The organism is Belliella calami, assembly GCF_022549695.1.
GTDB lineage: Bacteria > Bacteroidota > Bacteroidia > Cytophagales > Cyclobacteriaceae > Belliella > Belliella calami.
This window is the reverse complement of the sequence record NZ_JAKZGS010000026.1, coordinates 1-17066: the sequence shown is the minus strand read 5'-3', so window position 1 is coordinate 17066 and position 17066 is coordinate 1. Positions and strand designations below refer to the sequence as shown.

Sequence of the window (17066 nt, the reverse complement as noted above, 5' to 3'; positions counted from 1 at the left end):
GAGTTTCTTGCAAAAAATTGAAAGTGGAGTTTCTTGCAAAAAATTGAAAGTGTTCCGTCCTGAAATTACTTGACACTTTTTCTTACAAATAGTAGAGTTCAACCCGCTTCGGGGTTGTTGCTCTTAATCATCCTCGTTATTCCCCGCATTTCATACGGGGTTATTGAAGGTTTAACCCCTTCGGGGTTGTGTTTTCTGGATCATCATTAATCCCCGGGTAGCGACCCTGGGCTATTTAAAGTTTAACCTCCCGTGCCGATAGTTATTGGCAGGGTATAGGCACTTCGTGGTTTTCATCTCGTATTACATCTTACTTGTCTCAAATCTCAGTTCTAGAACTTCACTTTTCTTATCAAATAATTTTCCTTGAAGACTCTCTGATTACCAATTCTGGTTTGAGGACTTCAAAGCGGTAGTTGGGATTCTCTTTTTCCATTTCAAGGTTGTCTAAAAGGATTTTTGCAGATAAAAGACCAAGATCGTAGATGGGTTGCCAAACCGATGTAAGTGATGGCTTGAAGTATGAGCTATAGGGTTCATCGTCGAATCCTACCAGAGAGATTTGATCAGGGATTTCGATTCCTCTTTCCCGAATCACCGACATTGCACCAATGGCAATGGCATCATTGTAACAAAAAACTGCATCTGGAATCTGCCGAAGATCCAAAAGTTTTTGCATGCAAGCAACACCACTTTCCGAGGAAGAATCATCTCCAATCACAATCAAGTCCTCTAAAATTGGAAAATTGTTATTTTGCAATGCATCCAAATATCCTTTTCTTCTATGTTGTGTGGTGGAAAGATTGGTAGAACCTGTAATATGAGCAATTCGCTGGCAACCTGTTTGAATAAGATATTCTACTGCTTGAAATGCACCTGAGTAATCATCTACAACCACTTTGTCAGCTTCAAGCCCTACACAATCCCTATCAAAAATTACTAATGGAAAACCTGAGTCTTTAATTTTTTCAAAATGGTCGTAATTCAACGTATTCGAAGATGGGGAAATCAAAAATCCATCTACCCTAACTAGGGCCATCGCTTCCATCAACCTGATTTCCTCTTCAAAAGATTCGTTGGACTGACTGATCATCAACTTGTAGCCACTACTTCCCACTTTATCTTGAATTCCATTGATGGCTGTCGAAAAATAGTAACTGGTAATTTCAGGAACAACAACCCCAAGAATCTTTGTCCTTTTATTCAGAAGACTCAGTGCTAGCTGATTTGGGCTGTAGTTCATTTTTTTTGCAAGCTCCAAAATCACTTTCTTTCTTTCTTCACTAATAAAAGGACTGTTGTTCAAGGCCCTTGATACAGTAGATGGAGAAACGTTCAATTCTCTTGCTAAGTCAGTGATTGTAACTTGATCTTTCTTCATTCCTTATAAAAAACTACACAGGATTAATTATCTACTTTCATGATTCCCCAAAGCTAGTTAGATATTTTTTATGTCAATAAAAATAAAAACCAAAAATGTTTGTAGAGGAATAAATGTTTGTAACCTTCCCATTTTTTGCAAATTAATTCATGAATTTATCTGATAAAAGCTTTCAATGGCATTATTGAATGCTTACTCAAACGAACTAAAGTGAGTTAAATTAAGCAGTGAAAAAATGAAGTTTTAAATTAGTTTTTGGAAATCAAGTCATTTTTGGAAGTTAAGTTTAGAATTAATACATGGATATACGGAAATCTGCCTCAAAATTAAAAAAAACTAAATTAGCTTAGATCTGATAATTATTGATTTTAGATACTCTTGGATATTGCATATAAGCAAGCAACCAAATATGAAATATTAGCTACTTACGTAGAAGCGTAAAATCATTAATTAATATTTGAGAATGGATGGTTCACGAAAATTGCAGCTGTGATTGGACTTTAGCTTTTCCATTTCAACTACGAAAAACAGCCATTCTTCCATCCCCTTTTCTACAAATAAAAAATACTTAGTGAGAAATTAGCATCCCGATACCACACTAATAACCATACTATAAGAAGAAACCTTAAAATCAATCTATCACAACTGAACAGAGAAATTCGAGAGTAGCTAAAATTTAAAAAAAACTGAGTAATCTAAGCTTTCTTAAAAGCAATTTTCAAATTTTGAATACCCTGTGACATTAGTCACCAATCAATTTATATTATTGGGATAATTTTGTCATCATGGTTCTAAGCCAATCCAAATACAACATTTATATAGTAGCTGTATTAACCATTCTGCTGGTAATACCCTGTTCTATTAAAAAGAACGTGAAAAGTATTTTCGTCGAAAAAAGCAGCCATTCTATTTCTCAAAATCCAAAAACAAGCTGTCAAAGCTTTTATCAACTTAATCCAACTTCAAAACAAAAGTCTGAAGAGAGTAAATCGATAACCAAATCAAGAAACTTTCTTACACTTTTTGATTCTTTCCCAATTGTACCTGGGGTATTTTCCAAATATTCCAAATTTAAATTTCTAGGATTTCATCAAAAAATCCCGCCATACTTACGTCACGGCCGATTTCTGATTTGATAAATACACGCTGTGTTTAAGTGTACTTTATCATTTCAAAAATCAAAAAATGAACAAAAACTATGTCGTGAGCGGTATTTCCGTTCTTGTTTTACGCATATGTCTGAGTGGCATATTCATTACCGCTGGCACTCACCATTTGGTATCGCCTGCAAATGTTGTCGAACGTATCCAATCAGCCCCATTTGGTGAGTTTGCCAGTTTATTTGGAAACAGCTATTTTCTTGCTCTTAGTTCAGGGTATGGATTGATACTAGGCGGATTAGGCTTATTGCTTGGAATATTCAATAGATGGTCGGCAACCCTATTATTTCTCATTCTGATCCCAATCACCATCACCATCCAAACCGGAAGTGGTATCGGGCATGGACCACTTTGGAAAAACATTGCTCTTTTTGGTGGTCTTCTATTTTTTATGATCAATAATCCAAAGGTTTACAGCGTGTATACCAAATAGGTTAAAATAACCTCTATTACCATATTCCTTGTTAAAAAATGAATCCAAATATCACATCTAATTACATGTGATTTAATTAAAACCAATATTTATATCTAAAAATATGAAACATTACATAAAAATAACATTGATTGTTTTTGCATTCACTTTGACTTTTAAGGTTCAGGCCCAAAATTCAGATTCATTACAAAAAAACGAACAGTCCATCAATAAGCGTGGCGACTATGCCATGATGGTAATGAAAGTTCAGCACCTCAAGGCAGCCATTCAGACAGCAAAAGAATTAAAAGAAAAAATTCCAAACATTGATTTTCAAATTGTGACTTGCGGTGAGTTGGTAAAGGATATAGCAAAGGACAAAATCCTGCAAAATTTTATTATACAGACTCAAAGTGATATGGGACTCAAAATTATTATTTGCCGATTATCAATCAAACAGTTGAATATCAATAAAAGTCAAATATCTCCTGAAATTCCACAAGTAGAAAATGGCTTGACATACATGTTCGGATTACAGGAACAGGGATATAACACAATCATACTTTAAGAAAACTATGGAAAATCTAATTATCGCAATAATTGCAATATTGTCAGCAACAATAAACACCAAAGAACATCAGTCTACTGATATTGAAATTATCACTGTATTGCAAACAGCGGATATTCATGCATACCTAAATCCTCACAGTGAACTTTATGTAGAAAATGACAGCATTATATTCAGAAATGCTGGTGGTTTGGCAACTATCAAAAGCATGGTTGATGAAATAAAGAAAGAAAACCCTATGGGAACTTTATTGATTGATGGCGGGGATTTTATCCAAGGTAGTGGAGCGAGTGTTCGTTCCAAAGGCAATATTTTCCCATCTATTGTCAAAGCTATGAATTATGATTTGCTTATACCTGGAAACTGGGAAGTAATCTATGGCAAAGAAGTGATGTTGAATATCATGAATAGTTACCAAACGCAAGTCATAGCTGCCAATATGTTTGATGAGCAAGATCAATCTACACTCTTTCCTCCCTATTGGGTCAAGACAATCAAGGGGGTAAGGATAGGATTCATCGCTTATAATGATCCCGAAATTCCAGAAAGACAAAACCCGGGGTATAGTAAGAGTATGAAGTTTACCCCAGTAGAGCAAAACCTCAAATCTTTGGTAACAAAAGTTAAAAACGAAGAAAAGGTCGACATCCTTTTCTTGGTCACCCATTTGGGAATATCGAAGCAACTTTTGCTGGCAGACAACCCTGCTGTGAAAGGTGTTGATTTTATTTTGGGAAATGATACACACGAACGTATCCGAAAACCAATTGAAGGGAAATATACCAAGGTAGTAGAACCTGGTGCATTTGGATCTTTTTTGGGAAAGCTTGATCTAGAAATTAAGGATAAAAAAATGATCGGATACAATTATGAATTATTGGATGTTTCACCTGAAAAATATCCTGAGGACACTTCACTTCAGGAGATTATAGACCATGAACTAGCACCCTATGAAGAAGAAATGCAAACTATCTTAGGATTTACTTCAAAACCTATCTACAGATATTTAGTAGTAGAAAACCCTATGGATAATTTTATAACTGATGCTCTACTTTGGAAAACGGGAGTAGATTTCGCAACATCAAATGGGTTTAGGTTTGGCGTACCTATAGTGCCTGATACCAGTGGAAAGGCAGCAATAACCAAAGGGGATTTGTGGCGGATGCTACCTGTTGATGAGCATATGAAAATCGGAAAAGTAACAGGTCATCAAGTGAAAGATTGGTTGGAAAATGAAATTAACAATGTCTTTGCGACAGATTATCAAGAAAGGTTCGGTGGTTGGTTGGTTCGGTTTTCAGGTTTGACGATGCAATTCGACAGTTCCAAAGAAAAAGGAAACCGAATAATGGCAATTACTATTCAGGGTGAACCGCTTGAATTAGACAAAGTCTATAAAATGGCTTCTTGTAATCGAACTGGGGAGCCAATATCTACCATGTGTAGGCTCAAAGATGCTACTGAGGTGAGCATCCAAGACTACAGCTTACATGATGCAGTTTCTGAGTACCTGAAAGAGAAAAAGATTGTGAACCCTACGTTGGATGGTCGTTCGGTTGCTGTTGACTTAGGTACCAATGCATTCTCTCAAATGGAGGAGGGTAATTACAAGTTTAGATAACAACATACATTTACTCAATCGTGATTTTGTCACACAATCATCTTAACAACAATGATCTGTGACTTAAATTACTTTTTGGTCGAAAAGTCAGACTTACTTTTGCATCATGACAAAAACACTTCCAGCCTATATACTATTATGAGCTTTGAAAAACTTATTCGAGTGAAAAATTTATTGTTTATGATTTTTATCGTCTTTGGCTCTTCAGTTTATGCACAACAAAAACATGTACACAAGGACAGCACCATCAGTTCAAGTAAGTCACTGGGGGACTGGTTAAGAGAGGGTGAAACTGAAATGCATATCAGATCATTTTATATGAATACCCAAAATCGAGGTCTACTTTTGGATTACTCGACTTTGGCTTTTGGTGGCGGTTTGGGTTACTCCTCCCCTTCTTACAAGGGATTTCATTTTGGTTTCAGTGGTTTTTTTGTTTTTCAATTACATGAACAAAATATCAGGATTCCCGACCCCAGCACAGGGAATGTCAACCGATATGAAATCCTGCTATATGACATGAACGATTTCGAAAATACCCGTGATTTAGACAGGTTGGAACATCTATACCTTTCTTATGAACACAAAGGTTTTGAATTGGTATTTGGCAGACAACGAATTAATTCCCCATTGCTCAATGAACAGGACAACCGAATGCGACCTAATACTTTCAGCGGGCTAACTTTTCAATTTGAAAGCAATGATTGGCAACTTTTTGCAGGGTTGTTGAGCCATGTTACGATGCGGGGAACAGTCGATTGGTATTCTATAGAAAACTCATTTGGTGTCTATCCTTTTGGAAGAAATCCACTGGGGGAACCCTTAGCGTACAAAGACAATATCGAAAGCAAAGGGATAGCAATGGCTGGGATCAAAAAAAACCACAATTTTGGAAGCTACCAACTCTGGAATTACTATTCAGAAAATGTGTTCAACACAGTTTTTAGCCAAAGTGATGTGAGCATAGTTTTCCCAGGTTTCAATTTGGATTTAGGAATTCAAGCATTCTATCAGACACCACTGAATCATGGTGGCAATGAAAACCCAGCAATGGCATATATGCTCAAAAAAGAAAACACATATGGTGTGGGAGGAAAAATTGGATTGCATCGTGGGAGCAGATCATTCAGTCTAAACTATTTGGGGATTTCTGATAGAGGCAGGTTCCTATTTCCACGGGAATGGGGGCGAGAAAGATTCTATGCCAGCTTACCTAGGGAAAGATTTGAAGGCAACGGTGGAGTAATGGCGCTTACAGCATGGTACAACTGGAAACCAGAAATAAGTTCTTGGAAGGGTTCCTTTGGAGCAAGTACAGTTTCAAATCCTGACATTTCAAATATTAATTTGAATAAATACGGGGTTCCCTCCTATTTTCACATAATGGGAGAATTGGCCCATAGTTTCAAAGATGATCTCGAAGGATTGGAACTAAGATTATTATTGGTAAATAAAATCGCAAAAAATCCAAATACTGTTCCTGATCAATTTAGAATCAATAGAGTTGATATGTGGAACATTAATTTGATAGTAGATTATAAGTTTTAATCTAAGCAGAAAAACTTTTGAATGAATGGTATTAATATGTTTTAAATTTTTTCCTGAAGGATTATTTTTATCTATAGAGAAGGACATATCCAAGCTAATGGATAGGGCATCAATTTGGTATCTGAGGAAGTAGAAAACTATCCAAAGACATTTATGGAACAGAATTGGCAGCCTTTTAGGATAAAACGTATCAATTCAAAATCGTAATGCAAGTTAGGCAATTTACCCAATCAAGCTTAGTCAGTAACTTCTACCGATAGTTTTTGTCCAAAAATAATTTTAGTTTCATTGACTTTAATGTAACCAATGTCACGGATTACGAATTTTGTATGTAGTAATTTTAAAATACTAATTTAAAACCAAAGAAGCTTATGTTTTTCGAACATGTATATGATAAAACCCTAGCACAAGCTAGTTATATAATTGGCTGTCAAAAGACGGGGGAATCCATTGTAATCGATCCAAAAAGGGATATTGACACTTACCTTGAAATAGCAAAACAAAACAACTTAAAAATCACGCACATAGCTGAAACACACATCCATGCTGATTTTCTCGCTGGAACAAGAGAATTGGCAGAGGTGACAGGAGCCAAAATGTTCCTTTCGGACGAAGGTGGTGAAGATTGGCAATATGAATTTGCGCACGAGGGAGTCAAAAATGGCGATACCATAAAGGTTGGCAATGTGACACTAAAAGTAATTCACACACCTGGACATACACCAGAAAGTATCAGTTTCCTTTTGACAGACCATCCTGCATCAGACAAACCTGTAATGCTATTTACAGGTGATTTTGTTTTCGTGGGAGATGTGGGAAGACCAGATCTTTTGGAAAAATCGGCAGGCAAAAAGGGATCGCAGCTACAAGGTGCAGAGGACATGTTTAAGTCACTGCCATTGTTTAGCAATCAGCCTGAATATGTACAGGTATGGCCTGGCCATGGAGCTGGTTCTGCTTGCGGAAAATCCTTGGGATCCGTACCAAATAGCACTGTAGGCTATGAATTGATAAGAAACTGGGCATTCCAATTTGGAGAAGATAAAGAGGCTTTTGTAAATACACTTCTCGATGGACAGCCAGAGGCTCCAAAGTATTTTTCGATGATGAAAAAGCTAAACAAAGTAGAAAGAAAACTGATCACTACTGTGCCACAGCATAAGTCCTTATCAACTGAAGCTATAAAATCAGCTTTGGAAAACAATTTACCAATCATAGATACAAGAAGTAGGGAAGAATTTGCAAAAGGGCACTTGCCAAACAGCATTCACATAGAAGGAAACAAATCTTTTCCAAACTGGGCAGGATGGCTCATTAGCTATGACACACCATTTATCTTAGTATCAGAGTCCGAAAAAATGGAGGATTTGACAAGAAAGCTCATGAGAATAGGCCTAGATGATGTAATTGGCTACATAGCTGATATTAATATAGCTCAAACCGAACTGGAAACTTCCGAAATAATTTCGAAAGAGGAATTCAAATCATACCTCAAGAAGGAAGATACACAGTTCTTTGACGTACGAAATGTGTCTGAATATAAAAATGGTCATATCAAAGGCGTAGAAAACTTATTCTTGGGAACGATTACAGACAATCTTGGACGAGTGGATAAGAATAAAAAAACAGTCATCCATTGTCAAAGTGGAGCCAGAGCATCAATAGCCGAGTCCGTGTTAGCTAAAAATGGCTTTAAAAATGTTTTGATATACGCAGGAGGATTTCAAGAATGGACAGGTGATAACGAACCCGTTGTGAAGTCTTAAAAAAAATCAAACCAAGGCACTAGTCAATCCACTTGCCTCTCACGACATGACTACGCAAGAATAGCAAAGGTGCAGTAAGGAAAAACATTTGGCTTTTGCTTGTTTCCCTAAAGTATTGTCTGAAAGTTTGATTTTAATTGAAAGGATAATAGCATGATTGATCCATATGTACATCCGCTTTCACACCAGTGCCATTTATAACAATGTTTGAAGTTCATTTCAATCAACTGGGGTCGCCTGTAGAAGATTGACGATTATTCGCATGCTAATACACGAAATATTTACCTTCTGAATTCATTGCGAAAAGTCATATTGATTAATCTCTGATTATCAAATAAGAACAAGAAGTAAGTCACTGATCCCTGGATGTTTAATCTAGGGATTTTTCAATTTACAAAGCGCACTTTTTTGCATCATCCTGAAATTTTATTGTGACTTTTATCACCCTATTTTCTTATATTTTTACATAAGTTGCCATTGACAATAAACCAAAACAAAATCATATGAGCAAGCATCAGAAAATTGTGATAATAGGTGGAGGTACAGCAGGAATAATGACTGCTGCCAGTTTATCAAAACAAAAGCTAAAGATAGATATCCTACTTATTGAGCCATCAGAAAACCACTACTATCAACCTGCTTGGACGCTGGTCGGAGCTGGAACTTATGATTTTGAAAAGACAGTAAGGCCTATGGAAAATGTGATTCCAGACGGTGTAAATTGGCTAAAAGATAGTGTGGTAGGGTTTGAACCCGAAAACAATTGTATTGTAACTAAATTCAGTGGCAAGGTAGACTATGACTTTCTAGTGGTGGCACCAGGCCTTGTATATGACTTTAGTCTAGTTCCTGGTCTTGGTGAAGCTATCGACAAAGGTGTGGTTTGCAGCAATTATACCGACCCGATTCATACTTGGAAAGTCATTCAGGAATTCAAAGGTGGAACTGCCTTGTTTACACAACCTACGACTCCAATAAAATGTGGGGGAGCTCCACAAAAAATCATGTACTTAGCTGAAAATCATTTTAGAAATAAAAGAATTTCTGATAAATCTAAAATTGTATTCGCTACACCTGGTGGGGTCATTTTTGGTGTCAAACCTATCGCAGAAACTTTAATGAAAGTGAATGAGAGGAAAGATATCAACCTAAGGTTTGGACATCAACTTGTAAAGATTGATGCAAAAAACCAAATCGCTTGGTATGCATTGGCTCCAAACATGACAGAGGTCAACCCTAAGGAGTTAGAGATTTCAACAAATGAAGGTCTTGTTGGAATACATTATGATATGTTACATACAGCTCCTCCTTCGGTTGCTCCAAAATTCATTCAAGATTCTCCTTTGGCAAATCAAGAAAAATGGTTGGATGTAAATCTACATACTTTACAACATACTAGGTATCAAAATATATTTGGGCTTGGTGATGCAGCGGGTATTCCAACGGCCAAGACTGGTGCTGCCATAAGAAAACAAGTACCTGTCGTAGTCAACAATATTTCCGAAATGATAACTTCCAATACGATAGGTGATAAAGTTTACAATGGTTATTCTTCTTGCCCTTTGGTGACGGATTACGGAAAAATGGTTTTGGCAGAATTTGATTACCAAAACAATTTCACACCAGATCCCAAACTAAAGCAAATGTTGATCTTTGATAGTTCAAAAGAACACTGGAGACTATGGATGCTCAAAAAATATGGACTTCCATATTTATATTGGAACAAAATGTTAAAAGGAATAGACGTATGATTCAATAGCTTTGGAATGCAAAAACCCCTTTAAAGTTAATAAGAGTTTACTAACATTAAAGGGGTTACACTTGATGCATTCCAATTCAAGTTGTTAAACCAGACAGGCCTAAATCTCAATGTGGAAGTTTCGTCCTCAAAAGCCCATATGTGAATGTCCCAAGTAGAGCACTGGCCAAAACTACAACTATGACAGCGTAGCCATTTCCTATTAATGTGTAAATAGGACCTGGGCAAGCACCTGCCATAGCCCATCCTAGACCGAATATAGTACCCCCAATAAGATAGCGTGGAATAGACATTTCTTTTGGCTGCAAAGCCAAATCTGATCCATCGACACTTTTTACATTGTATTTTTTGAACAGTGCAATAAGGACAACCCCCAATGCAACAGCCGAACCAATGATTCCATACATATGAAAGGAATCAAATTGAAACATTTCATAAATCCTAAACCATGAAATTGCCTGTGATTTGGTCATGACAATTCCAAAAAATGTACCTATAGCTAAATATGCAAAGTATTTCATGTATTTTGAGTTTTATAGTGTGAGAAGAGAAGGCAATATAAAATAGGTCATAATAAGTCCGCCAATAAAGAACCCAATGACCGCTATTAAGGATGGGAGCTGTAGATTGCTCAGTCCAGTGATAGCATGTCCAGATGTACAGCCACCGGCATATCTGGCTCCAAACCCAATCAAGAACCCTCCTATTACCATCATAACAAATCCACGGACAGTCACAAAACCTTCCCAACTAAATATTTCTTCTGGGAGAAAATTCTCTCCTGCATTCTGAATTCCAAGAGCTTGAAGCTTATCAACAGTATCTGGTGACAAAGCTATTGCCTCTGGTTGCTGCAATATGGTGGATGCTATCAAACCTCCTAAAATCGCCCCAATTACAAAAACAATGTTCCAAAGTTGATCTTTCCAATCAATTTTGAAGAATTCGCTTACTTTCCCAGCCCCTCCGATTGCACATGTTGTCCTTAGGGTATCTGAAACCCCAAAAGTTTTGCCTGCTAACAATAACAATCCCATCACTAATACTATTGCAGGTCCTGACACATACCAGGGCCAAGGTTGACTAATAAATTCAATCATACTTTTCTTTTTATAATTTATGTTAATTCAATTTTTTGTTTAAAATATAGGTGTATCCGCTTTCTTGCAAGTAGCCAATCAATAGAATGTTTGATGAACGATTTGAGGTTATGTTGACGGTTGACGAGAATCCGCAAGATATAAAGCCTCTTCTTACCCAACGTGCAAAATTGTGGATACTCATATCATAATAATTTACAACATTTATTTCCAAAGCAACTTTTGAAATCTTGGATAAGTAGCATTTATTCAAACTGATTTATTGCTATACTTGAATGAATTGAATACTTTAACCAATCTGTGGATAAATGCTTATTTGCCAGTTGATTCAGTTTATAAGCTAATTGATTGTTTGAAACCAATTTCTAACATTATTCTATATCATTCAATACCTGATTTATCACAAATGAAGGTTTTAGTATCATTTACGACAAAGTTACATGTACCTTCAATTCGTTGAGACATTAGTCTAACATCAAAAGAAAATTTCTGTTCCAAGGATATAAATAGCCATCACTAGGACAAACCAGCCAAAACCACTTTTGAGATATTTACCATCAATTTTGGTCGATATCCAACTGCCTATAAATATTCCAACCACAGAAAATGATCCGAAGGTCAATATAAATGTCCAATAAATTTCTTGTTGACTTACATCACCCAAAAAACCGATTAGTGACTTCACCGCAATTATCAACAGTGATGTACCTACAGCTAGCTTCATTGGAAGTCGGGCAAAAAGAACCAATGCAGGAATAATCAAAAAACCACCTCCAGCTCCCACTATACCTGTTATAGTTCCTACGAGAGCCCCTTCCAAGCCAATCATTGGATAATTGAATTGAACTTCCTTTGAACCTTCGCGGTGTTTTACCAATTTTTCTTTCCTATCCCTGATCATAGAATAAGAGGCCGCCAACATTATCAATGCAAAAAACACCATTATTCCTATGTCTTTTGTCATTTCAAACGAACCATAACTGAATAATATAGGAGGAATCGCTGGGATTAGAAACTGTCTGGTCAAATACACAGCTATAAAAGAGGGAACTGCAAAAACAGCTGCCGTTTTGTAATCCACCAATCCTCTTTTCATAAAGGAAACTGAACCTACAAGTGATGTCAACCCAACTACAAACAATGAGTACGCGGTAGCAAGTACTGGGCTAATTCCAAGTAAATATACCAAAACAGGTACTGTCAAAATAGACCCTCCACCACCTATCAATCCCAAGCTGATTCCAATAACCATAGCTCCGAAATACCCTACCAAACTAATAATATCCATATTGTTTTAAATATTTATACAAAAGTAGAGTTTGTATTTTGGCTATTAAGTGACCTTTATTACATTGAAAAAATTTAATTGGATAAAATTTTCAGCTATGTATGAAACATAAATTTTAAAATGATTATCCGCTTGTGTACAAGTACGTATATTAAAACACATAAATCATGCTGATAATCGTCAACATACAACAGTTTACGGTCAACTGCTGATGGATTTAAACTGAATACATTATTTTAAGTGGCTACTTGTATGTAGGCGGATATTCATAAATTTTAATCACAGAAGTACTTTGGTAAGTAGCTTAAGATTGCGCTTTATTTTTCAATTTTCCGATCATTATCTGCTTTCTTTTCTTGTTTTACTTTCCAGATTCTTTTTCTGAAGATTAAAAATGCTATGATAATAATGGCGGGTATTATCACAAAAATAACAATGTTACTTGTTTGCGAAAAGTCAATCGGCCCTCTTGGTTTGGGAATATTAGGTTGGTTTTGAGCGAAAGACAAAGCTGGCAAAAAAAAGAAAGCAAATATGAAAAATGAAACGGTCGCAAAATGTTTACTGAATTTGTTCATGATGATTTTTGATTAGTTTTAGGTGACTATTCTCTTTCTTGAACGTAGCAAACCACTAATGGTTAGATCAAAGAGTTGGAACGTATCCTAAGACAAAACAAAAAAGTGTGATACCTGCTACATCCGAAGCTTAAAAATTGCAGACAATTTGCTCTTCATCTTAAATCCTTTGGAACCCAAAATTGTATCGTAGAGACGTCATGACACAATAATTCTTATTTTATCATTTCAAAAATCTCATCTGCTATGATTTTTGCTCCTTTTGGAGCCCAGTGAGAATCGTCATAATAATATATGTCTCGTTCATCAGGTAATTTACTTGAAAAGACACCGTAGATATCAATATTTTTATAAAACTTTTCAGCATTCTGATAGGTAGAAAAAAATGTGGGTTCTTTATATTTCGATTTATCCTTTATATATGGATAGTATAAATCGTATTTATCTGGACTGATTAGTACAATTAATTCAATGTTTTTATTTGAAAGTAACTCACTGACCTTATTCAATACATTGACGCTATTTACTATCGATAAAGAATCGTTTTTTATCGCTAAATTTCGAAAGTCTCTCTTATAAAACAATAGATTGTTTGGACTATTTGAGAACAGACTTTGGGTAGTTGTTTTTACTTTATATGTATTGGATGTAATCGGTTTGTCCATAAATAAATACTGAAGGTAGTTTAAAGGCATTTTTATGGTAGCATCAGAAAAAAATTGCAGCGAATAGTATGAATCCTGTGCATTGACTTCATTATTGCTATTTACTGAAGAATCAGAATCTTCAGGAATATAAAAGTTGATATTCTCCAATTTTTCATTAAAATCAACATTTCTAGTTCTTTGATTAATTTCTCTTTCTATGGATTGAAGTACCACATATTTGGGTTTGACTACTTCAAAAAAATCAGAATTCATCATGGAAACCAATGTCTGTATGGGATTGCTACCTGAAATGTGCCTATCCACGTGCAGCACGGATACTCCTGCATTTCCTAGGAAATTTTTGTACCCTAAATTATCTTGCTCCGAAAAAGAATCACCTATGGTCATTACTTCAAACTCTCTATGAGCAAAAGGATTGGTTTCTGTAAGAAGGGAATACATTATTGGCATGTCATACCGATCTTTTATTGTACTCATCGGCAAAGGGTTTGAATAAAAATAAGCCATTCTTACCAAATCACCATCTACTCTACTTGGACCATTATGTAGTATTCGAATACCAAATAAAACCAAAAATGGAATTATGAAAAAGCTGGATTTTAAAATAAATTTTTTCATAAATTAAAATTGAAAGTAAATAAATTGCTGCTTATTTTGCCCATGCCAAAAGAGCATAATAATGATGAGTGCATACATTGCATATCTTATTGGACTCCTCCATTTCAACCCCAACTTTTCTATCGCAAACTGCTCCGATCGTCCTTTCCATTCAATTCCAAAAAACAAAAGTACAATCAGGAAAAACCTAAATGCAGGACCTATATCTCTAAAAGACGGAACTGTAAATAGGGATGGTGAAAAGATCTCAGAAATATACTGGATGGCATGATTGATATTTGCAGCTCTAAAAAAAATCCATGCAAATACCGTCAACCCAAAAGTTGTGATTATTTTGGTCAACTCCTTAAGGCTTGGCAAATATTTCCCTTGAGCTACGACATCCAAATTACTTCTATTTTTCTTGGCAAGTAATAGCGGTAAGAAGTAAACTGCATTCAGGGCTCCCCATACTACAAATGTCCAATTCGCTCCATGCCAAAAACCGCTTATGATAAAAATCGCAAAGGTATTTCTCACTTGCATCCACTTACTGCCACGGCTTCCTCCTAGCGGTATGTAAACATAATCCCTAAACCATGTCGATAAAGAAATATGCCATCTTCTCCAGAATTCTGCCATATCTCTTGAGAAATAAGGAAATGCAAAATTTTGTTTTAAGTCAAAACCAAATAATCTGGATGTGCCTATGGCGATATCAGAGTACCCTGAAAAATCTCCATAGATCTGAAAAGTGAAAAAGATAGCGCCAAAAACCAATGTACTCCCAGAATAATCCGATGAATTATTGAAAATCAAATCTGCAAATTCCGCACTGTTGTCTGCAATGACTATCTTCTTGAATAGCCCCCAAAGTATCTGACGCATTCCATCGACTGCCTTGGAGTACTCAAATTTGCGTTTTCTATAAAATTGAGGGAGAAGATTGGTAGCTCTTTCTATGGGTCCAGCCACGAGTTGGGGGAAAAAACTAACAAATGCCGAAAAAGCTATCAAGTCTTTTGTAGGTTCTAACTTTCTCTTATAAACATCTATCGTATAGCTCAATGTCTGGAAAGTATAAAAACTGATACCAACAGGAAGAATAATCTGCAATGAATTGGCCCGTATTTCTGTACCGAAAAACGAGAATGCAGTTATAAAATTTTCAAGAAAGAAATTGTGATACTTAAAAAACCCAAGAAACCCAAGATTAACCACAATGCTTGTCCAAAGCAAAATCTTCCGTTTTACTTTATTTTCTTCTTCACCGAGCCTGTATCCAATAGAATAATCTACAAATGTGCTGAAAAGTATCAATGATAGAAATCTCCAATCCCACCAACCATAAAAAAACAAACTAGCCGCTACAATTAGGCTATTCTGAAGTTTTAAATTTTTGTTTGCAACAAACCAGTATAATATGAAAACTATTGGAAGGAATATTGCAAAATCTATTGAATTAAAAAGCATCTATTAAAAATTAATAATATTTAGTAATCAAATTAATTGTTTCCATTAAATTGTAAAATAACCAAAACAAAATCTGGCTATTTATTAGATAGTTTGCAAGGTGATTTCTCATGTTTTTCACGAACATTTCCAAGCAATAATTATTTGATCGGAGGTGATTTGAGATGGCGTGAAGAATGATTGATACCTGAAGCTCTAACAGCAGGCAAATATCTAAAATCTTTTTGAATTTGGCATCTTTGCTTTTGGTTAAAATTGTACTTATGACTCCTCTCGTGTAATTCTAAAGACAAGGGTCACGAAATTATATAAACTTATCATTTGACAAACACAAGCTTTAGCACAGTCAGTAATCACATTTAATCGGCTACAAAATTTGATTCAGTTGCTGTCAACAGGCAATAGCCTCCACACTAATAAATATGAAAACTCACATTCTGGAGTAATTTTTTTGACAAAATTTGGCAATAATATTTTTTAGGTCTAATAATTGGATAGTTTAGTTTTTACAAAAAACCAACAAGACCATGAATAAGAAAACTTCAGATTCGGAATTAGAGCATTCTACAGATACTCAAACCACAGCCAACAGAGAATTTTCTATCTTTTCAAGGATCTTCCGCTTCATTATGAGACTTTACATCAAAATTTTAAAGTACACGATCCTAGCTTTTATAGAAATTTTCAAAGAAATATTGCGTATTCCATTCGGTAAAAAAACTAAGAAGTCAAAAAAAGTAAAGACTCCAAAATCTTAATCTGGAGTTGAAAGAAATTAGCATATACCTACTGATAATTTTGTAATACTAAACAAAACAAACTAAACACCTGTTTTTTTCTTAGAATTTAATCAAATTAATTATCATTCGAAGTAATCGAATTATTTCCCAACCTATAAAGTAAAGGAATTAAAATTGATGACATAATCAATTTCACCCTTTATACTTGTGGAATAAAATACCCGTTTCATGCAACAGTTTGAGTAAAATATACTCAATACAAAACATCAATGGTATATTATTGCTTTAATAATCACCATATAAGCACCTCTTTTTTGTCTGACCTTATGTTTTTCCTGAATAGTGGAATCACCGCCAAAAACTCATGGGTAGTGTTTGGCAAAAGGTAGGATTTGTTCATTGGCAAT

Annotated in this window: 13 protein-coding genes; 7 read left to right on the top strand and 6 right to left on the bottom strand. The window is 35.5% G+C overall.

Annotation, left to right across the window (positions count from 1 at the left end; all coding sequences use genetic code 11):
• Positions 1-352: 352 nt before the first annotated feature.
• Positions 353-1381, bottom strand: a complete 1029-nt coding sequence (locus MM236_RS18760; protein ID WP_241276535.1) for a LacI family DNA-binding transcriptional regulator — start codon at positions 1379-1381, stop codon at positions 353-355.
• A 1185-nt stretch (positions 1382-2566) separates the two neighbouring features.
• Here MM236_RS18760 and MM236_RS18755 point away from each other — a divergent pair.
• The 6 genes from MM236_RS18755 to MM236_RS18730 all read left to right on the top strand — a co-directional run bounded on the left by MM236_RS18755 (position 2567) and on the right by MM236_RS18730 (position 10207).
• Positions 2567-2974 (top strand): DoxX family membrane protein, encoded by a 408-nt coding sequence (locus tag MM236_RS18755; protein ID WP_241276534.1) that lies wholly within the window; start codon positions 2567-2569, stop codon positions 2972-2974.
• A 103-nt stretch (positions 2975-3077) separates the two neighbouring features.
• Complete coding sequence (locus MM236_RS18750; RefSeq protein WP_241276533.1) at positions 3078-3521, top strand: hypothetical protein; 444 nt, start codon at positions 3078-3080, stop codon at positions 3519-3521.
• A gap of 7 nt (positions 3522-3528) precedes the next feature.
• A complete protein-coding gene (locus MM236_RS18745) occupies positions 3529-5142 on the top strand; it encodes a bifunctional metallophosphatase/5'-nucleotidase (protein ID WP_241276532.1) in 1614 nt (537 codons plus the stop codon).
• Positions 5143-5193: 51 nt separating this feature from the next.
• Positions 5194-6690, top strand: coding sequence for a hypothetical protein (locus tag MM236_RS18740; protein ID WP_241276531.1), 1497 nt, complete (start codon positions 5194-5196; stop codon positions 6688-6690).
• A gap of 371 nt (positions 6691-7061) precedes the next feature.
• On the top strand, positions 7062-8456 hold the full coding sequence (locus MM236_RS18735; protein WP_241276530.1) for an MBL fold metallo-hydrolase: 1395 nt from the start codon (positions 7062-7064) through the stop codon (positions 8454-8456).
• 503 nt (positions 8457-8959) lie between these two features.
• Positions 8960-10207: an NAD(P)/FAD-dependent oxidoreductase gene (locus MM236_RS18730; protein ID WP_241276529.1), complete on the top strand. Its 1248-nt coding sequence runs from the start codon at positions 8960-8962 to the stop codon at positions 10205-10207.
• A 115-nt stretch (positions 10208-10322) separates the two neighbouring features.
• On the opposite strand, the gene MM236_RS18725 is transcribed toward MM236_RS18730, so the two are convergent.
• From MM236_RS18725 to MM236_RS18705, 5 genes are all read right to left on the bottom strand, one after another.
• A complete protein-coding gene (locus MM236_RS18725; protein WP_241276528.1) occupies positions 10323-10736 on the bottom strand; it encodes a YeeE/YedE family protein in 414 nt (137 codons plus the stop codon).
• 12 nt (positions 10737-10748) lie between these two features.
• Positions 10749-11315: a YeeE/YedE family protein gene (locus MM236_RS18720; protein ID WP_241276527.1), complete on the bottom strand. Its 567-nt coding sequence runs from the start codon at positions 11313-11315 to the stop codon at positions 10749-10751.
• A 475-nt stretch (positions 11316-11790) separates the two neighbouring features.
• Positions 11791-12603 carry a sulfite exporter TauE/SafE family protein gene (locus MM236_RS18715; RefSeq protein ID WP_241276526.1) on the bottom strand — a complete coding sequence of 271 codons (813 nt, stop codon included), beginning with the start codon at positions 12601-12603 and terminating at the stop codon, positions 11791-11793.
• Positions 12604-13396: 793 nt separating this feature from the next.
• Complete coding sequence (locus tag MM236_RS18710; protein WP_241276525.1) at positions 13397-14467, bottom strand: alginate O-acetyltransferase AlgX-related protein; 1071 nt, start codon at positions 14465-14467, stop codon at positions 13397-13399.
• A 3-nt stretch (positions 14468-14470) separates the two neighbouring features.
• Entirely contained in the window at positions 14471-15919 is a 1449-nt protein-coding gene (locus MM236_RS18705) for an MBOAT family O-acyltransferase (protein ID WP_241276524.1), read from the bottom strand.
• Positions 15920-16446: 527 nt separating this feature from the next.
• On the opposite strand from MM236_RS18705, the gene MM236_RS18700 reads away from it, so the two are divergent.
• On the top strand, positions 16447-16677 hold the full coding sequence (locus tag MM236_RS18700; RefSeq protein ID WP_241276523.1) for a hypothetical protein: 231 nt from the start codon (positions 16447-16449) through the stop codon (positions 16675-16677).
• Positions 16678-17066 lie beyond the last annotated feature (389 nt).